This is a genomic window from Phormidium sp. FACHB-592 (genome assembly GCF_014695795.1).
Classification (GTDB): Bacteria; Cyanobacteriota; Cyanobacteriia; order Leptolyngbyales; family Leptolyngbyaceae; genus Stenomitos.
Window position 1 is genome coordinate 166076 of the sequence record NZ_JACJOZ010000030.1, and the last position, 17748, is coordinate 183823.

18 protein-coding genes are annotated in these 17748 nt (G+C 52.0%); 4 read left to right on the forward strand and 14 right to left on the reverse strand.

Going from position 1 to position 17748, the window contains the following annotated elements; translation table 11 throughout:
- Positions 1–15: 15 nt before the first annotated feature.
- Positions 16–1209, forward strand: a complete 1194-nt coding sequence (gene cobT, locus H6F86_RS06925) for a nicotinate mononucleotide-dependent phosphoribosyltransferase CobT (protein ID WP_190447437.1) — start codon at positions 16–18, stop codon at positions 1207–1209.
- Positions 1210–1280: 71 nt separating this feature from the next.
- On the opposite strand, the gene H6F86_RS06930 is transcribed toward cobT, so the two are convergent.
- A complete protein-coding gene (locus H6F86_RS06930; RefSeq protein ID WP_190447440.1) occupies positions 1281–1655 on the reverse strand; it encodes a hypothetical protein in 375 nt (124 codons plus the stop codon).
- Between the two features lie 500 nt (positions 1656–2155).
- Positions 2156–2341: a hypothetical protein gene (locus tag H6F86_RS31890; protein WP_206756013.1), complete on the reverse strand. Its 186-nt coding sequence runs from the start codon at positions 2339–2341 to the stop codon at positions 2156–2158.
- Between the two features lie 170 nt (positions 2342–2511).
- On the opposite strand from H6F86_RS31890, the gene H6F86_RS06935 reads away from it, so the two are divergent.
- Together H6F86_RS06935 and H6F86_RS06940 are read left to right on the forward strand one after the other, a co-directional pair.
- On the forward strand, positions 2512–3162 hold the full coding sequence (locus tag H6F86_RS06935) for a phycobiliprotein lyase (protein WP_190447442.1): 651 nt from the start codon (positions 2512–2514) through the stop codon (positions 3160–3162).
- Positions 3163–3165: 3 nt separating this feature from the next.
- Complete coding sequence (locus tag H6F86_RS06940; RefSeq protein WP_242033396.1) at positions 3166–4401, forward strand: extracellular solute-binding protein; 1236 nt, start codon at positions 3166–3168, stop codon at positions 4399–4401.
- Here H6F86_RS06940 and H6F86_RS06945 read toward each other — a convergent pair.
- The 10 genes from H6F86_RS06945 to H6F86_RS06990 form a co-directional block, all read right to left on the reverse strand.
- Complete coding sequence (locus H6F86_RS06945; RefSeq protein WP_206756014.1) at positions 4346–5143, reverse strand: hypothetical protein; 798 nt, start codon at positions 5141–5143, stop codon at positions 4346–4348. The genes H6F86_RS06940 and H6F86_RS06945 overlap by 56 nt on opposite strands.
- Complete coding sequence (locus H6F86_RS06950; RefSeq protein WP_199305129.1) at positions 5094–5597, reverse strand: late competence development ComFB family protein; 504 nt, start codon at positions 5595–5597, stop codon at positions 5094–5096. Before H6F86_RS06950 ends, H6F86_RS06945 begins: the two co-directional genes overlap by 50 nt.
- A gap of 312 nt (positions 5598–5909) precedes the next feature.
- Complete coding sequence (locus H6F86_RS06955; RefSeq protein WP_190447446.1) at positions 5910–7295, reverse strand: ATP-binding protein; 1386 nt, start codon at positions 7293–7295, stop codon at positions 5910–5912.
- 2 nt (positions 7296–7297) lie between these two features.
- The gene (locus H6F86_RS06960) at positions 7298–8971 is read right to left on the reverse strand and encodes an FAD-dependent oxidoreductase (protein ID WP_190447448.1); all 1674 of its coding nucleotides are present in this window, start codon (positions 8969–8971) and stop codon (positions 7298–7300) included.
- 181 nt (positions 8972–9152) lie between these two features.
- Positions 9153–9737 carry a cytochrome b/b6 domain-containing protein gene (locus H6F86_RS06965; RefSeq protein WP_190447449.1) on the reverse strand — a complete coding sequence of 195 codons (585 nt, stop codon included), beginning with the start codon at positions 9735–9737 and terminating at the stop codon, positions 9153–9155.
- A gap of 171 nt (positions 9738–9908) precedes the next feature.
- Positions 9909–11036: a trypsin-like peptidase domain-containing protein gene (locus H6F86_RS06970; protein WP_190447452.1), complete on the reverse strand. Its 1128-nt coding sequence runs from the start codon at positions 11034–11036 to the stop codon at positions 9909–9911.
- A 63-nt stretch (positions 11037–11099) separates the two neighbouring features.
- A complete protein-coding gene (locus H6F86_RS06975; protein WP_190447454.1) occupies positions 11100–11816 on the reverse strand; it encodes a methyltransferase domain-containing protein in 717 nt (238 codons plus the stop codon).
- An 86-nt stretch (positions 11817–11902) separates the two neighbouring features.
- On the reverse strand, positions 11903–13237 hold the full coding sequence (locus tag H6F86_RS06980) for an amino acid permease (protein WP_190447456.1): 1335 nt from the start codon (positions 13235–13237) through the stop codon (positions 11903–11905).
- A 379-nt stretch (positions 13238–13616) separates the two neighbouring features.
- A complete protein-coding gene (locus tag H6F86_RS06985; protein ID WP_190447457.1) occupies positions 13617–14102 on the reverse strand; it encodes a DUF6644 family protein in 486 nt (161 codons plus the stop codon).
- A complete protein-coding gene (locus H6F86_RS06990; RefSeq protein WP_199305130.1) occupies positions 14102–14473 on the reverse strand; it encodes a DUF6152 family protein in 372 nt (123 codons plus the stop codon). The genes H6F86_RS06985 and H6F86_RS06990 overlap by 1 nt, the downstream gene beginning before the upstream one ends.
- 545 nt (positions 14474–15018) lie before the next feature.
- Here H6F86_RS06990 and H6F86_RS06995 point away from each other — a divergent pair.
- Positions 15019–15438 carry a hypothetical protein gene (locus tag H6F86_RS06995; protein WP_190447458.1) on the forward strand — a complete coding sequence of 140 codons (420 nt, stop codon included), beginning with the start codon at positions 15019–15021 and terminating at the stop codon, positions 15436–15438.
- Between the two features lie 23 nt (positions 15439–15461).
- Here H6F86_RS06995 and alr read toward each other — a convergent pair whose 3' ends face one another.
- Positions 15462–16625, reverse strand: coding sequence for an alanine racemase (gene alr, locus H6F86_RS07000; protein WP_190447532.1), 1164 nt, complete (start codon positions 16623–16625; stop codon positions 15462–15464).
- Positions 16626–16880: 255 nt separating this feature from the next.
- Complete coding sequence (locus H6F86_RS07005; protein WP_206756015.1) at positions 16881–17708, reverse strand: hypothetical protein; 828 nt, start codon at positions 17706–17708, stop codon at positions 16881–16883.
- Positions 17709–17748 lie beyond the last annotated feature (40 nt).

Below are 17748 nucleotides of genomic sequence, written 5' to 3' on the forward strand. Positions count from 1 at the left end.
AATGAGGGATGAGGGATGAGGGATGACTGGCTGGGGGATGAAGGCAGAGGGAGCTTGAATCAAACTTCTACTGCTCCACGTCTCTGCGTCCCTGCGGTTTCCTCTCCTCCTGTTCGGGTCTATACACAACAAGAGCAGGGAAACCACTGGTTACAACAACACCGAGGGCAGCGGCCTGCTTTTGCATGTGTGTTGGGGTTTACAGCGACGGGGCTACTATCAGGTATTTCGGCAGCAGGCGCTACACCTGAAGATCGACAGTACACCGCGATCGCGGATGCCGAGTTTCTGTACCGTGGGGCACAACCGTCTCCCAGTTATCCGTTGCCACCACTGACGGTAGGAGCATCGCCTGTACTGATTTCACGCGCGATCGTGGCAGCACAACAGCTACCATTGTTTCTCTTTAATGCTGGACTACCAATCCCTCCAGCCGTACCCACGATCAATCTAGGTGGCACTCCTGCCTGCTGTCTGAGTCAGGGGCAAGCGTTACCGCTGTCAATCGTAGAACATTTACTGCATCAGGGGTTGCTCTGGGGGGCAAAACTGGCGGCAGCAAGCTCTGGCTATGTCATTTTAGGTGAATGCGTTGTAGGTGGTACGACGACTGCTTTAGCCGTTTTAACAGGGTTGGGGATCGCTGCTGCTAGCAAAGTGAACAGCAGCCACCCTACCTGTAACCACAGCCAAAAGTGGGCGCTGGTGCAAGCAGGCTTACAGCAATCGGGACTCTGCTCCCCCTTCTCACCGCTTCAGCTTATTGCGGCTGTCGGCGATCCCATGCAAATTGTTGTGGCAGGGATGGCGATCGCAGCAAGCCGTACGGGCGGTGTTCTACTGGCAGGCGGTACGCAAATGCTGGCTGTCTACGCCCTCTCACGGGCGATCGCGCGATCGCGCAACCTGAAATGGCAACCCGATCAGGTCGTCGTTGGCACTACTCGCTGGGTGGCAGATGATCCCACCGGAGATACGGTCGGGCTGGCGCAGCTAGTAGGTGATGTACCCCTGCTGGCGACTCAGCTCAACTTCACATCATCGCGTTATGAAACGCTGCGGGCGTATGAGCAGGGCTTTGTGAAAGAAGGCGTTGGTGCAGGCGGTTGTGCAATCGCGGCTCATCTCTACCGAAACTGGTATCAAGCTGATTTGCTAGCGGCGATCGAAGCATTGGCACATCAGCAGCAGATGAGCCGTAGCGAGTGAATGCGTGATTATGAGGTAGCTAGAGATTGAGGCTTTTGGCTCGCTCATGTACGTAGCTACCTGCGATTGGGCTAGCTATGAATCCGTCTAGACAGCAGTTGCTCCTCTAAAGCGGCAATGCGATTGTAAGCAGCGGTTAGCTGTGCGGTCAGGCGTTGCACTTGCACTTCAGGGGCAAGCTGACGATCGCCATTATGGGTCATCGAATCAACCCCGTTACGATCTGCCAAAACATCTTTGTGTTCCATACTAGAACCAAGCCCTACATAGGTTTGGTAAGACTGATGCTGAACGGTTTCATTACCCTCAGGGTGCTGTAGCTGAGTCGCTCCAAACTTGCATTCGACTGCAACATCCGATAGCTTGTTGCTAAGTTGCTCGATAAGCTGATATAAAGCATCAACCTTCGTGCTCATAATATTAATCTGCTGTTGCAGTGTATTCATTCAGTCTCTCAATAGCCCTAACGTTCTAAGCGTAATTCTAAAGAGTGAATGACGGTTATGAGAAGTATTCCTGAATCATTTAACGTTTGATAACGTTTGAGTTGAGTGATTGTTGATGGTAATCGAATGATATTGGTCTAGGTCAAACGCCTTTGCCACAACATTGCACAGAGCAAGAGATGACGTAAACTCGGTTGTTTTTTGCGCTTTGGGTAGAGAATCAAGCGCTGAACCAAAGATGACGCAAGTTCGGTTATTTTTTGCGCTTTGGGTAGAGAATCAAACGCTTTCAACACCTTAACGTGCTGCTCAATCTAAGTAGCTAGCGCCGCAGCAGTTACAACCACGTTCCGACAACAGAGAACTTAAACTTGAAGCAACTAGTGGTTTGATGTTAGCGATCGCTCTGTTCCGCAAAGCCAAAACATAGCAGTCGAAGAGAACGTTAGGACAGACATAAACCTTGAAACTTCCTTCGAGCAAGGGTTTCTATTCATCCCTCATCTGTCGTCCTTTTGCATAGTCAGCCTTGAGGGGAACGATCGCGCTCCTCCCTCGGCTCCCGCCGCAGCGACAGCGATTAGTGGTTTAAACATGACTCCTAGCGCTCTTCGGATGACATTGCCGCTCATAGCTTGTAACGGCTTGCTATAGTTGCATTGTTGCTTGTCGAAGCAGATTGCCATGTCGCCTGAAGTTGAGTTTGATCAGGAGCGGAAAGGAGCGGTTTTGCATACGGCTTTAGCGCTTGTTCGCCCCAAGTAGGTACCCGCTGGAGTTGCCACAAACGGTTACAAACGCCTTTAAAGAATTTTGATGAAAGAGAGAATTAACCCCTTCAGATTGTCAGCGTAAGATGCTAAGTTTTCAAGCTTTTTTTGTTACTTGTACCGGGCTATGGACGACGGAACGCACGTATCACTCCACACTACGCGGTGAGGTCGAGCGGTCTTATACCGAATTTCGTGTTGATCCTCTGACGGCAGCAGATAAGCAAAAAGTTCTCTCTCTGTCTCAGGTTAATGGAGCTGCCCAAGCACCGTCCTTTGATCTAGTGACGCTGGCAAGTGATGAGACGCTTTGTCCTGGTTTTGCGATCGCCTTTGACACTCGCTCCGAAAAAGGTGAGCAGGTTTCGATGAGCCTGAAGGCGCTGTTTGTTCCCGATCGCTACCTTGCTGCACCCTTTTCAGATATACCACCGCCACCACTGGCTGCTCAGGTAACAACAGAACCTACGGGAGAAGCTATCCAGGGTTTTTATCTGCGCGATGAAGGCTATTCTGAAGCAGGCGCGATCGCAGGACGCTTTACCTATCAGCCCACTCGACAGACGCTAGAAATGACAACGTACTATCGGCGATCGTGTGCGGTCGATCAAATGCGAATCATTGCTCCCGATCTGCGACTCCGCACCATTGTCACTTATCAACGCCCAGAGGGAAATGTACCACCAAGCGTAATTGACCTGGTTGGCTTTGGTGTTGAGCGGAAGCAGCCTGCTTAAGGTATGACTTATAAAATGCCCGTAACCCATATATCCCACCGCTCACACTCCACAGCTCTGATCAACCGCCGCTCTTTTTTGACAGGGGCAGGCGGCGTTGCCCTTAGTAATCTACTGATGGGTTGTTCTGGGCAGGATCGCCAAAGGTTGAGCCTGCGAGTGTTGAATGGCTCGATTCCGCCTCAGATTGTAGGTGAGTACCGCAAGCGCTTAAGGCAAGCGGTGATCGCTGGTTCGTTGGAGATTGCGATCGAGCCACAGTTGCAGTCAGCCTTTAACGGGTTGCAAGCATGGTCACGCAATGGGCAGGCAGATGCGTCTGCATCCGATCGCTTTGGCTGGGTGCCGTTTATTGGCAAACGCTCCAAGCCAATACCTGACCTGGTGACGATCGGCAATTATTGGCTTGAAAAGGCAGTGCAGCAAGGGTTGATTCAGCCATTTGACCTCAAGCTATTGTCGGGATGGCAGGCTTTACCACCAGCCTGGAAAGCAATGGCGACAAGATCTTCCGCTACACCGACTGAGCAGCGGCTCTGGGGCGCACCCTATCGGGGAGGTAACACGGTCATTGCCTACCGTCAGGATATTTTTAAGGAAAAGGGCTTGCCGCCGCCAACGGATTGGTCTGATTTATGGCGATCGGACCTACGCGGACATATTTCTCTCCTTGATCAACCGCGTGAAATCATTGGGTTGACGCTCAAAAAACTGGGGCAATCTTACAACACTGCCAACCTGGAGACGGTGCCAACGCTGCAAGCTGAACTAATGGCACTACACCAGCAGGTCAAACTCTATAGCTCTGACGCTTACCTGCAACCATTGCTGCTGGGCGACACCTGGTTAGCCGTTGGCTGGTCTACCGATCTATTACCGCTGACGCAGCGCAACCAGAAGCTGGCTGTTGTGGTGCCGAAGTCGGGTACGGCTTTATGGGCAGACCTCTGGGTGCGTCCAGCCGTTGCAACGGCTGCCTTGCCCTCACTTGCGGCGGATTGGATTAGTTTTTGCTGGCGACCAGAAATTGCCAGTCAGCTCTCGCTGATTAGCCGAGCGATGTCGCCAGTGGTACTGACAACGCCAGTAGCCAACCTGCCGATCGAGCTGCGGCAAAATCCTGTGCTATTACCCGATGCTGCGACCCAAGCAGCAAGCGAGTTCCTCAAGCCCCTCGATCGCGCTACGGTTTTGCAATATCAAGCGCTTTGGCAGCGCCTGCGCCAGGTAAGCGGTTAGAGCCACCTCGTAACCCCCCTCTACCAGAGGAGTCGAGCAGGATGCTACAGGCGATCGTATCGGCTGGAGAGGTCGGTAGTGAAGCCTCTAACGCAGTAGGCTCAGTGTCTGCTAGACCCTCAGACAAGGGGCGGTTCTGCAAATCATCAATGTTAATGGTGCTGAAATCGCAAGTGGACGCTCCAAGCAAGGTTGCCTGTCCATCAAAGACGCGCACATTGTAGCCGTAGTCGCGAGCCGTCTTGCCAAAACGGTGGATGAAGGCATAGCGATCGAGGTAGTCCAGCAAACTCCATAGCTGGCGATTTACCACCAAATCCACCCGACCGGGACGACCACTGCTGGGATACGCTAACCAGTTCTCCAGCAAGTTATTGCCGTACGTCTCCTGGTCGGCAAGCTGATCTCTGAGCCACCAAAGACTAGGAACCGTTAATTGTGTGAGCGAGATTTTGTTGGCGGTCACCACGTAGGCGGGCGTGTTTCCTGGTGCTAGGGCTTCTAAATCTAACGGTTCCAAGTCGGGCTTCAACGTTAAGCTTGGCTTAGTCGGTGCATTAGTCTCGATCGTTTGAGCGCTGGCATTGACAGCTAGACCAGAACCGACTCCAGCCAGCCCAAGTGAAACTACCAGCAGAACACTGCTAAACTGCTTGCTACAGTGCATCAGCCGCCCTCTACAGGTAAGAGATCTACAGGTAATAGCGGCTGTCTTGCCATTCGTTGCGTTGCGCTGCTGCATTGCCTCGTTTTCGCCAGGTAACTTCTCCCCGCGCCGTACGGATCAGGGCATTTTCGACCGCATCTGCCACATTGCGCCAGGAAAGCTCCTTCTGACCCAACAATTCTTTTAACTCCTGAAGGCCGAGCTGTGACTCTTGATCACCACTACTTTTTAGAGGCACTACGGCTCGCAGTGGATCTCGCTGAACTGCCGCGATCGCCTGACGGACCGCTGCAATAACTTGGGTATGCAGTTCTTTATGCGCCCGGAGACGCTGCTGCTCTAAGCCTTTCTCACTGGTAGCATAGAGCGCTGGTAAGCGATTAAGGGCAAAGGCAATCACTTCTGCCTTGTTCACATAATTGGCGACTTTGGCAGACAGTCTCTGAAACTGCTTTTCCACCTCTTCTACAACGAGCGACTCCATCACGTTGCAGTAAGTTTGAGCAAGATTGGATTGATTAGTAGCCATGACGAATTTCAGGAGTGAGAGGGCTGAACAAGAGCCTAAGAGCATCGTTGAAAATGCTTTTTCAGTAACTTGAAGCAATGCACCTGATCAATATAAGTACGTAGTATAACCTAGCTAAGATTGAACTCAGGCTAGCTCTACATTTCATCAGTATTTTCAAAACAATTTAATACTAAGTTTAATTTTTTCGAATAAAGATAATAGTGTCTTTATACGTTGCTAACTGATGATTCCGTGAATACACGCTTGTCAGAATACCGATCAAAATAGGCATGGGCTTTCTGCCTTTATGGGTATTGAACTGCGATCGCGTTACTTTTGGTGCATGGGTAGCCAGATCTGAAAGCGCGTGTCGCCTGGCTGAGAGGTCACGCGGACTTCGCCATGATGTCGATTGACAATAATGCGACGCACAATATCAAGCCCTAAACCGGAACCGTCACCCACACCTTTAGTTGTAAAGAATGGCTCAAAAATGTGAGTTTGCACGGCTGGTGGAATGCCTGATCCGGTGTCGGCAATCTCAATAAACACCTGGTCATGGTCGATCGCCGTCCGAATAGTCAAGCTGCCTTTGCCGTTCATCGCATAGGCGGCATTGTCAATTAAATTTGTCCATACCTGGTTTAGTTCGCTGCCATAAGCGCTGATGCGGGGTAGGTTGGAGGCGTACTGACGATCGACCGTAATGCCGTATTTGAGTTTGTGATTGAGGATCGTGAGCGTACTCTCCAGTCCTTCATGCAAATCGATTTCCTGTAAGGGCGCTTGATCCATATAGGAGTAGGATTTGATGGCTTTTACCAGCGTTGAAATGCGGCTGGTGCTCTGCTCCACTTCGTTAACTAAGCTTGCTAGGCTCAATGTTTCAGCCAGCCAGGAAAGTCCTTCGGTCAGTGCCTCTGAGGTTAGCTGTTGGGTGAGTTTATCGAGCTGTGCTATGTCTACACCACCTGCAACCAGCACGGGGGCAAGCGTCCAACCGTTTGCAAAATCATGGTCGTCGAGCCAGTCGGTCAAGGCATCTTCGCGATCGCTCTGCTCTAGTGGTGCTAATCGATGACCGGCTGTAAGGTAGGCGATCGCCGACTGCTGTACTGTCACCAGCGCTTCTCGTTGAGCAGCGGGAAACAGCTCGTCGCAGAGTTTCAGCAAGCGCGTTTGAATGGTGGCGATCGCCTCCCGTAATTGTTGAGCGGCTCTGTGTCCAGCAGCGGCAGGGTTGTTTAGCTCGTGGGCAAGTCCGGCTGACAGTCTACCCAGCGCGGCTAACTTTTCTTGCTGCTGTAGTTGAAATTCGACTTCGTGTGCCCGTCCGACCATCGCGTTCAAAATCACTGACCCACCCTGAGAACACTCGACGAGAATGCGCTTGAAGGTGGGAGGGTCAATTTCTAAAACGCGACTGGAGCCTAGCGCTCGTGCAGTGGCGATTGCTGGGGTACCCGTAAGCATGGACAAATCACCTGTGAACTGCCCCCGCTTGTGCAGGGCAAGGATCTGCGTTTCACCATGCACGGTTTTGGTAATCTGCACTTCACCCTCTAGCACCACGTAGAACTGATAGACGGGGTCGCCTTCCTGAAAAATGGTGACCCCATCCATAAGCTGTAGTTCGCGCCCGTGTTCCCGCAACCGCTGGAGCTCTTCGTCAGATAGTGTAGGAAAAAGTCGATCGGCGTTGGGATCGTGGAGCATAGCTACACCTTACTGAGATAGCGATGAATGAACTGAACCGCGATCGCGCCTTCTCCAACACCAGAGGCAACTCGTTTTACGGAGCCAAAGCGAACATCGCCCGCCGCAAAGATACCGGGAACGTTTGTTTCCAGTAAGAAGGGGCTACGTTCTAGAGTCCAGCCGTGGGGTCGATCGCGATCAGGATGATCGCGCAGCAGATCTGGTCCCGTCAGAATAAAGCCCTGTTTGTCGCGCTCGACAAGACCATCGAGCCAATCGGTGCGGGGCGTGGCACCAATGAAGATAAAAAGTGATTTGGCGGCAACAGCCTCTTTTGTGCCCGTCGCTGCATTGGCAATGACGATCGACTCCAAATGCCCATTACCTCTAGCTTCCACCACGCTACACTCTGGACAGACCTGAATGTTTTCAACCGACGCAATCTGGTCAATGAGGTATTGAGACATACTGGCAGTCAGAGACGTGCCTCGTAGCAACATCACTACACGACGGGCGTATTTAGAGAAATGCATTGCTGCCTGTCCAGCCGAGTTTGCACCACCCACGATGTAAACATCTTCGCCTTTGCAGGCGATCGCTTCGGTCATCGCTGCGCCGTAATACACGCCAGCACCCGTCAGTGCTTCCATGCCGGGTACATCTAGCTTTCGGTACGAAACGCCTGTCGCAACCAGCAAGGCATGACAACTTAGTTCACTACCATCTGAGAGGGAAACAATTCGGTAAGAGTCTTGCAGACGAACGCCTCGCACCTCTTGCGGTGTGAGAATCTCGACCCCAAAGCGACGCGCCTGAGTAACAGCACGACGTGCCAAGTCTGCACCACTCAGTCCCACCGGAAAGCCCAGGTAGTTTTCAATGCGAGAGCTAGAACCTGCCTGTCCTCCCGGTGCTTCACGCTCGATCATAACGGTGGTGAGACCTTCGGAAGCGCCATAAACGGCGGCTGCCAGCCCTGACGGACCCCCACCCACGATTACTAGGTCGTAAAAAGGTCGCTCTGCCTGGGTTTGCAGTCCAATTTTAGCGGCGATGTCTAGATTGGAGGGCTGTACCAGACGAGTGCCATCGGGAAAGAGCACTAAGGGGAGCGATCGCTGCCCATCAGTTTCCGCATACGCCACCAGTGCTGGAGCTTCTGGAGCTAGTTCCATGTCAAGCCACTGGTAGGGCACCTGATTCCGCGCCAAAAAGTCCTTGACCTGGTGTGAGAGCGGTGACCAGCGATTTCCAACGACGCGAATGCCTTCAAACGGTGGGCTACTGGTTGCCTGCCAATCATCCAGCAGGTCGTCCAGCACGGGATATAGCCGCTCTTCGGGCGGGTCCCACGGTTTTAGCAGGTAGTAGTCGATGCGAGCGCTATTAATGGCACGAATGGCAGCATCAGTATCAGCGTAAGCGGTAAGTAGAGCGCGCTTGGCATCAGGAAAAATGGTGATCGCCTGCTCCAAAAACTCTACCCCGCTCATATGAGGCATCCGCTGATCAACGACAAACAGCGAAATGGGTTCATTCCGCAACTTCAATTGCTGTACGGTGTCGAGGGCTGCTGCGCCAGAGTCTGCCCGGATGACACGAAAGCGATCGCCATACTGCCGTCGCAAATCACGCGACACGGCTTGTAAGACTTCTGGATCATCGTCAACGCTTAGAATTACAGGTTTTGCCATGAAAATACCGCTTGACACGCATCCAAAGTCTAAACCCTAAAGCCGTTGCAAGGATGTCAACCAGATCGCACTTTGACGCAAGTGAACGGAAAAATGTGATGGAGTGGAAGGGTGGAGGGGGAAAAGGGTGAAAGGGGATCAAAGCCTCGACTCATCCTTGCAACAGCTTTCCAAGAGGCTTTTAAGTAATGGTTTTGGTGATTGCCTTGTAGGAGCGTCGTGCGATCGCGCGCAAATACTTTTGCTGCTGCAAACCGTGAAGCAAAATGCAGCCAAGAAAGGTATAGCTTAACCAGAAATGAGCATTGCGACCGAACTCAGCCAGTGCTTGATTAGCGCCAATCAACGGTGGCAGCGCAATGCCTGTACCGAAAATAACGACACCTTTACCATATGCGTTGGAGAACAGATAACCACTTAGCGGCACCAGCAGCATAAAGGTGTAAAGAACGATGTGGAGTGCAAATTTCTGCCACCAATGAGCGGTCGTTTTAGGCAGTCGGCGACGATATTTGTGCAGCACAACGCCTATCAAGACGGAGATTCTGGCTAATAGCAAGCTCATCACCACAACGCCCAAGGTTTTGTGGAAGGTGTATAAAGAGCCGCGATACGTCACTTCTCTAGACAGATCAGCCATATAAATGCCGCCTGCAAACAGCACTAGGTAAACGACTGCCATCAACCAGTGCAAAAACCACAGCCGTTGAGCAGCAGACTTTTGAGGCTTAGGGGCACTTGAATTGCTTTGCTGGGCAACTGCCACGTTCAAACCTCCTGGTGTTAATTACTACTTAGTATGAAATAGGACTTTTACATAAGGTGTTTAGATCCCCGGCTTCTAGTTAAAAGCCAGCCTTATAAGCTGACCCTAACGTAGAAGTCGGGAATCTCTGCGTACCCTAAAAAGCTTGCAACCTTAACGCTTTACGCTTGCTTACGACTGAGCTTGAGTCGGAAATTCGCCTGGGCTAACCGAGATGGTAAGCGGTTGACCGTTGCGATCGACCTGAATTGGCAAGCTGGCACCAATTTTGCTAGCTTCAATCACCTGCTGCACGTCATCGGCTGTTTTGACCGATCGCCCATTCACCGATTGAATCACGTCTCCGGCTTTGAGCCCGGCACTGGCAGCGGGTGAACTACGTGCGATTCCCACCACGACAACACCCTGATTGGCTTTGACTGTTGTCCCCAATTCGGCATCCTGGTTTAAGGCTTCTTTTGTTGCCGCAGTTAAGTTTGTCATCTGCACGCCAATGTACGGATGATCAACCTTGCCGCTCGCAATCAATTGGTTAGCAACTTGCTGTGCTCGGTTAATAGGGATGGCAAACCCAAGCCCCTGAGCGCCACCAATGATAGCCGTATTCATGCCAATCACTTGCCCTTTTTGGTTGAGCAACGGACCGCCAGAATTGCCTGGATTAATGGCGGCATCGGTTTGGATGAAGCTAACGCGCTTATCGGGTGCGCCGACAATGCCGCTCGATCGTCCCGTACCACTGATGATCCCAGCCGTCACCGTGTTATCTAAACCAAGAGGATTGCCGATCGCGATCGCCCATTCGCCTGGTTTGATTTGGTCTGAGTTGCCGATCGGCGCGATGGGTAAGTTGGTTGCCTGGATTTTTACCACTGCCACATCCGTCAGCGTATCTTTGCCTAAGACTTTCCCTGTAAATTCGCGTCCGTCCTTAAGCGTAACGGTGACACTGGTAGCACCATCCACCACATGAGCATTCGTCAGAATCAAGCCATCTGCTTGGGTAATGAAACCAGAGCCGCTACCCCGCACCATACGACCGTTTGACTGGGGCGATCGACGGACGGTGCGAGAGGAATCGATCCGCACGACAGCAGCACCCGTTTTATCTGCTACTGCTGCAATGAAGTTGTCGCCGGAACCAGTCACCGGGGCAGAGGGTATTTGGGCGATTGACTGCGGTGTCGATACCGCATTCGTTGGTACGAACTGTGTGCCGACCAACAGTCCACCAAGAGCACCCATAGACAATAACGACAGGGATTGCAGCGACAATTTGTGCGAAAGAGGTTGAGACATTGTAAATTTCCTTAATGAGAGAATGAGTCGTTTGAGCCTACCCTGATGCTGGTTCCAGTCCTGCTACCGTAAATTGGCAGGAACTTCGTCAGGGATCACCCAGTAAAAGACCGTGTGTTGACGACCACCAACGTCAATTTTTTCAGTCCGTTCGGGCTTCCAGTCGCCCATATCAAAGTCGTGGGAGACCACCCGCGTTCCTGGCTTGAGTTCCTTGAAGAGCTTGGGGCGCAGTTTCAAATTCAGATCAGGTAGAAGATAGAGTGTGACGACCGATGCCTGGCTTAAGTCAGTTTCAAACAGGTCTTGCTGGCGAAACTCCACGCGATCGGTCACTTTTGCGGCTTGAGCATTTTCATTTGCCTCTTGAATGCGCTGAGGATCGATGTCAATGCCGACTCCTTTGGCACCGAGCTTTTGAGCCGCCGTGATGACAATACGACCATCGCCACTGCCCAAGTCATAAATAACGTCGTTGTTTTTCACCTTTGCTAATGCCAGCATTCGAGCAACCACCTCATTAGGGGTTGGGACATAAACCACATCGGGTCGTCGCTGTGCCGTTTCCGGTGCTGGTTCTGCTGTGGTCGTTGCTGGTGTTGAGGCGGAAGCAGCAGGGGTGGAGGCAGAGGCAGCAGGGGTAGAAGCTTGTGCGTTGCCTTGAGCGCCCTCTTGAGCACTGTCTCGTTGCTGTCCACAGCCTGCTAGGGTTAGACTTCCAGCGCTTAAACCGATAATGAGCAAGCGTGCAATGTTTTGTCTTTTTTGTTGTAGACGCATGATGCTTTCTCCTAATGAATAGTGTTGTGTCAAGTAACTGAGAGCTGAATGACTGTTGTAACGTCAGGTACTTGCTGACGATCGCCTTACGGTTGAACTCGCTTTCGCATCAGCCACAAGATGGGAACGCCGATCGCTAGCACTGCCACCCCCACTAGCGCACCCAAGCCTGTAAAAACGAGGCTGGAGTAAAGCAAATAGAGGCAAACGCTACAAAAGAGCAGGGGCACTAGGGGAAACAACGGCACCCGAAACGGTCGAGGAGCCTCTGGTTCACGCCAGCGCAGCACGAACAACGCAATGCCTGACAGCAGAAAGAAGAACCAGAACACTGGGGCAGTGTAGTCCACCATCGTTTCAAAGCCTTTGCGGGTCAAAGCGCCCAGCAGTACGAGCGCCAGCGCGATCGCACCCTGTACCAGCAGCGCATTAGCAGGGACGTTTGCGCGATTGTTCCAGCGTCCTAATAAGGCGAACGCTGGAAAGTCCCGCCCAAGCGCGTAGTTTGTGCGTGCGCCCGTAAAAATGGTGGCGTTCGTCGCGCCCAAAGCTGAAACGGCAATCAAAAAGCTGATGAATTTAGCACCACCCTCGCCAGCGACCTGTCGCATGAGGTCGGCTGCTACTGCCTCGGAGCCTGCCATACCTGCCAAACCTAACCCTTGTAGATACGCTAGGTTAATCAGTAAGTAGATGCTGACAATAATGCCAATGCTCCACAGCAAGGCTTTCGACATATTGCGCTGAACGTGGCGTATTTCCGCTGACAAGTGAGCTGCTTCATTCCAGCCGCCGTAGGTCAGCAGTACAAAGAGCATCGCTAACCCAAATGACCCTTGAGACGCTGGCTCTGTTGGCGCAGGTGCAGCCGTTGTCGTTGCTGCTAAACCTGCCACAATAACCAGTAGCAGCCCTAGCACTTTTGCCAGCGTCAGCAGGTTCTGCGTCCACTTCCCTTGCTCGACGCCTGTAAAATTCAGCCCTGTCAACACGACAATACTGAGCATGGCGTAGAAAAACGAACTGTAGCTGCCCAACGGCAAAAGCTGTGCGGCGTAATCACCAAAGATAAATGCTAGTAGCGCGATCGAACCTGTTTGAATCACTGCCATCCGCGCCCAAGCAAAGAGAAAAGCAAGGTTTGGACCATACGCCCGCATGAAGTAGTGATAGCTACCGCCCGCATCCGGAAACGCGCTTGCCAGCTCTGCATAGCACAGTGCACCCACTAGCGACATGGCACCACCCAGAACCCAAATCGATAGCGCCATACCTGCACTACCCGCATTAGCAGCCACTAACGCAGGCGTCTCAAAAATGCCTGCCCCCACGACCATGCCAACAATGATGGCAGTGGCATCCGTGACGGAAAGCGTTGACTTTAGCAGGGTTGGCTGTGGCTCGATTGACTTGATTGTCATGTCCTACTACCTGAACGTTTTTGCATAAGAGACTTTGGACACTGAGCCAATCAGAAATTGTCAGGAACGCATCAAGGAAATGGCGATCGCTGCACCAGTGCCTGAACCAAAGCTGCTCTAACTCAATTTCAAAAGTACTGCTGGTAGCTTCCCTCTCAAGAGAGAACTATGACTAAAGATGGACGGAGCTAGAGATAACATCTGCTTTTAGAAATAGCTGTTGTTAAAAGGGCAGAACGCTGGGATCAAAGGGAGGCTTAGGTCTTAGCCAGGGGTTTTACGCTGTATCTTGTCCTAATTAATCTGACTGCTGTTGATCCAGCTATCCTCTGCACCAGTAACGCTGGCTGCAAAGCCTGTAAGCAATAGGAACATGACTTTAGATATAAGCAATCAAACGACCACAGATAATGACAGCTACCCAGAGCAGCAGCGAGACAACAGCGATCGCTCGTACAGTCCACGGAGTCACGACCCCACGATTCCACAGTCGAACCGAGCGATAGTGGAAGTGAAACAGCGCTGCATTGATGCCGGTCGCGGTAATAAGCAGCAGCTTGAGGCGGAAGGCAGGATTAGTGGCAAGCTGGTTAGCATCAACCGCAAACAACAAAAAACCAGTTACAGCAGCGATCGCAAAACCTAGGTATGCCCAGGGCAGCAAATGCCACGCCATATCAGTAATCCAGAGCTGACGCGAGAAGCCTAACAGTCGTAGATCAAACATGACGATCGACCCAAACAGTAGCGCCAAGCCTAAAAGATGCAGGCTCTCGATCGCCGGATACAGCCACAGCCACTGGCGAATCGTGTGAGATAAAACACTTTGTTCTAGCCACAGCCAGCTAGATACCGCCAGCAGCATCAGCGCAGTTCAACGGTGCGATCGCCGACAATCAGCCGCTCTACTCGCATCTCATTCGCCTCACTACGATGCGGATAACCCACTAAGCTCACTGTTTGTCCTGCCTTTAGTGACCCTTGTGGCAAGCCTCGCCGCTCCATCCGCGTTGGTGGTGCCAAAACAGCCGTCCAGACTTTATTTCCAGATTTCAAGCGGATTGTTGTGTGTGGATTCCCAGCATTAACCTGCTGAATTTTGCCCGTCACATTAAGCGTCTTTTGATCGTTGTATTCACTCCAACCATGATGAGCGCTGGCTTCATTAGCATCAACCGTCAGAGTGGCGATCGATGCTGCTACGACTGCTGCGTACATCAGCCCTTGCTTGGACATAAATCATTAGCTCCTACTGCTGTGATAGTCCGACTGTTGTGATATTTCTACTGTTGTGATGGAGAAAGCGTTAGCTGCTAGAGAGTGACTAACAGCTAACGACTGATCGCTTCAGTTGTGTAACCGTCTCGCAGATCTGGGTGCGATGTTGCAGTTGTTGTGACCCAACTCATCTCACCCATGTCCTTAGTGTGAAGACTGAATATGACAGAAAAATGTCAGGGGCGATCGTGCTAGAGATCAGCAGCCAGCCGTACCAATGCAAAAAGTGCTGGCAACAGATTCCCCTTTTGTTTCCCCTCAATCTCCCTTTACAGTAGGGAAGCTGCGGCAGGAGGATCTTGCTTCGTAGCGTGTCAAACGGGAAGGGGTAGAGTCTGCGATCGCCGTTAGAACACTTCGGCTTCAGTAGTTGTAGTTAAATCGCCCTTACAAACAGCGTCATGCTCTTGAAAATCCTGGCGGTTTATGAATAATCTTGAAGTAAATAGACAGCAATTTTGCCCTTCCTGGCTCTTGCAGCCATTCCCATAAAGGAGTCGTGAGTGAACGCAGCCGAACAGGCAACTTCTCTGGAAACAACCAGCAAGATCGCCGCCGCCGCCAACCTCTTTAAAGCCGAGTTTCCTGATGCCAGATCAGACTTGAAACCCTGGGTGAACGATTCTGACACGCGAGAACTGGTTGATCCCGAGTCGATCGATATTGGGTTTCACTTTCCTGGGTTTTCGCGTTTGCTCCAAAGCCGTAGCCTGTTGCTGCAAATCCGCTTTTACCAAGAAACCCAGACTGGAGAACGCCGGGCGATCGGTGCAGAGATTGCAGGCTTTGACCATCGCGGCAAACAGTGGTGGCTTTCCACTGTAGATAACTGGGCGTTTGAAGGCAGCAACTACCCTACGCCCGAAATGGGAGAGAAATTGAAAGCATTTCTAAGAAACGTTTTGGCACTGTTTAGCAGCTAGACTCAGCCGTTGCTCCTCACGCCTCACTTGCCGATCGCAATTCTCGGCAGTCGATGCTTGAAGCCACAGAGGATTTCCCACGAAATGGTATCAAGTATGGCTGCCCAGTCGTTTGCTGCGATCGATTCGTTGCCGTCTTGCCCTAATAGCGTCACAACTTCGCCTTCCCGCAGATCGGGGATCGCACTCACATCTAGCATGAGTTGATCCATTGTCACCGCACCAATTTGTGGTACTCGCTGCCCCCGAACGATCGCCTCCATTTTGTTGGACAGGTTGCGCGGCACACCATCGGCATAGCCGATCGCCACGACAGCAATTTGCCGTTCCTGGTCTGCCACATATCGGTGTCCATAGCTCACGCCCGTTCCAGGTGGAATCGTTTTCACTTGCGTCACTCTTGCTCTCACCTGTAGGGCAGGCTGGAGGTCAAGTACAGCTTTCAAGTGGTCTGCCGGATACAGCCCGTAGATTGCCAGACCAACTCTCACCATGTCGTAGTGGAACGTTGCATCTGACAAAGTGCCGCCAGAATTCGCCAGATGCAACCGAGGTGGGTAAATGCCGCAAGCGTTAATTTGGGCGATCGCCGCTTCAAACCGCTGTTGCTGCTGCTTGGCAATGGTTCGGTTTGGGTCTTCTGCCGTTGCCAAATGGGAGTAAACGCTGTCAATTTGCAGCTTTGGCAACCGCTGCACCAGTTGCACAAACTCGGCTGCTGCCTGCCAGTCAGTACCCAACCGCGACATACCAGTATCTAGCTTGAGATGCACTGATAGAGACGGCTGTTGAGTTTGTGCCAGCACGTCTGCAAAGATAAGCGCCTGACGCGGTGTGCATAAGGTTGGTTGCAGTTGCCAATGGACGATCGCCCGAATTTGCTCTGGAGTGTGGTTTGCGCCCAACACCAACACTGGCGCATCAATCCCGGCTTCCCGGAGTTCAATCCCTTCAGGGATCGTGGCAACGCCCAGCCAGGTTGCTCCAGCGTGCAGCGCTGCCTGAGCAACGGTTGTCGCACCATGACCGTAGGCATCTGCTTTGACCACTGCCATTAGCTCTGTCTGGTCTGACAGCAGCCTGCGAATTTGCTGGACATTATGGGCAATCGCGCTGAGATTTACTTCAACCCATGCCCGTTCGCGTCGCATCAACGCAATTCCTGGGCTTTGCTCCCAACTCAACATGGCACTTGGCTCCTCCACTCGTATCATGAAAGCGTTTAGCGATGAGCTTATAAGCCCGATCGCTGACCGCTTTTTATAAATGAACAGCACCTTACCAGCTTTTTGCCGACTTGCAAAATGGTGGACGATCGCAAACAAGCAGCAAGACATGAAGCCTATGTAGCGATCCTATCTGGATTGTGAGCAAGGATTCTACTGGGATCCTTGCTCACAAAGCCTCTCAATCTCACAACTGATTTAGGACTGCTATACCATCTAGGGTTGTGGTTTCGGCGGGGTGGCGTTGGGTAAGAAAAAGATCAGCTCTCCATCTTTCACACGTGTTTGACCACCCAGCGCCAAAAGTTCCTTCTTGGCTCGCTCTTGAGTCGTTTTGTCGTTCACAGCAACAGCCTGGTAATAAATTGATGTCCAGGCTTGAAACCGTACTGATATGCTATTCGGGTCTTGCCGCAAAAACGTTACTGTTTGTTGAAAGATGGGTTCAAGCTCTTGATAAGGAGTGCCCTGTACCCATTTGGCTGCCATTGCGTGCGAGTTGATTGAACCAGGAACATCGCCCAGCAATAGCAGTTGATCCAGCCCTTTAAACCGCCAGACTTGAAAGGCTCTGGGGTGAATTTGGGGCGATAAGGCAGCAGTACCCCGATCCATAAACCGCACGGCAGTTCGTGGTTCACCTAACTGATAGGAGATAGTCCCTGAAAGGAACAGATAAACATCGACGAAGCGCGGGTCTAAGTGCGTAATGATATCAAAGTACTCAGTACTAAGGGCATAACCAGTGTTAGCGCGAACCGCATCGTCGCCGTAGTACTGCAAAAAATTGAGGAACGTCCAGTCTGCAACTAGGTTATTAAAGCCAAAGGTAGGGAGTTGCTTTAGCAGGCGTAGCCGAACGGCTTCTTGTTGCTCTGCCTGCTTCGGGTTGGAGAGCCAGACGGACGGACGGGTTAGCTGCGATCGTTGCATCAAAACTATGCCAGCCAGGGCTGCGATCGCGATCGCGCCACCAACGAAGGGCTGCCACCATCGCGATTGTCCTCTCGCTGCCGCACTTGCCTTGATGCTTTTAGCTACCATGTCTCGCCCATTCTGTCCTATACACAGCACTCTTTTTCAT

Excerpts from the sequence above, each read along its gene's own strand:
- H6F86_RS06960 (WP_190447448.1), bottom strand. The coding sequence starts at position 8,971 with ATGGCAAAACCTGTAATTCTAAGCGTTGACGATGATCCAGAAGTCTTA.
- H6F86_RS06955 (WP_190447446.1), bottom strand. The coding sequence starts at position 7,295 with ATGCTCCACGATCCCAACGCCGATCGACTTTTTCCTACACTATCTGAC.
- H6F86_RS06980 (WP_190447456.1), bottom strand. The coding sequence starts at position 13,237 with ATGACAATCAAGTCAATCGAGCCACAGCCAACCCTGCTAAAGTCAACG.
- H6F86_RS07005 (WP_206756015.1), bottom strand. The coding sequence starts at position 17,708 with ATGGTAGCTAAAAGCATCAAGGCAAGTGCGGCAGCGAGAGGACAATCG.
- H6F86_RS06930 (WP_190447440.1), bottom strand. The coding sequence starts at position 1,655 with ATGAATACACTGCAACAGCAGATTAATATTATGAGCACGAAGGTTGAT.
- H6F86_RS06975 (WP_190447454.1), bottom strand. The coding sequence starts at position 11,816 with ATGCGTCTACAACAAAAAAGACAAAACATTGCACGCTTGCTCATTATC.
- H6F86_RS06940 (WP_242033396.1), top strand. The coding sequence starts at position 3,166 with ATGACTTATAAAATGCCCGTAACCCATATATCCCACCGCTCACACTCC.
- cobT (WP_190447437.1), top strand. The coding sequence starts at position 16 with ATGAGGGATGACTGGCTGGGGGATGAAGGCAGAGGGAGCTTGAATCAA.
- H6F86_RS06945 (WP_206756014.1), bottom strand. The coding sequence starts at position 5,143 with ATGCAGCAGCGCAACGCAACGAATGGCAAGACAGCCGCTATTACCTGT.
- H6F86_RS31890 (WP_206756013.1), bottom strand. The coding sequence starts at position 2,341 with ATGGCAATCTGCTTCGACAAGCAACAATGCAACTATAGCAAGCCGTTA.
- H6F86_RS06985 (WP_190447457.1), bottom strand. The coding sequence starts at position 14,102 with ATGCTGCTGGCGGTATCTAGCTGGCTGTGGCTAGAACAAAGTGTTTTA.
- alr (WP_190447532.1), bottom strand. The coding sequence starts at position 16,625 with ATGTTGAGTTGGGAGCAAAGCCCAGGAATTGCGTTGATGCGACGCGAA.
- H6F86_RS06970 (WP_190447452.1), bottom strand. The coding sequence starts at position 11,036 with ATGTCTCAACCTCTTTCGCACAAATTGTCGCTGCAATCCCTGTCGTTA.
- H6F86_RS06990 (WP_199305130.1), bottom strand. The coding sequence starts at position 14,473 with ATGTCCAAGCAAGGGCTGATGTACGCAGCAGTCGTAGCAGCATCGATC.
- H6F86_RS06950 (WP_199305129.1), bottom strand. The coding sequence starts at position 5,597 with ATGGCTACTAATCAATCCAATCTTGCTCAAACTTACTGCAACGTGATG.
- H6F86_RS06935 (WP_190447442.1), top strand. The coding sequence starts at position 2,512 with ATGCTAAGTTTTCAAGCTTTTTTTGTTACTTGTACCGGGCTATGGACG.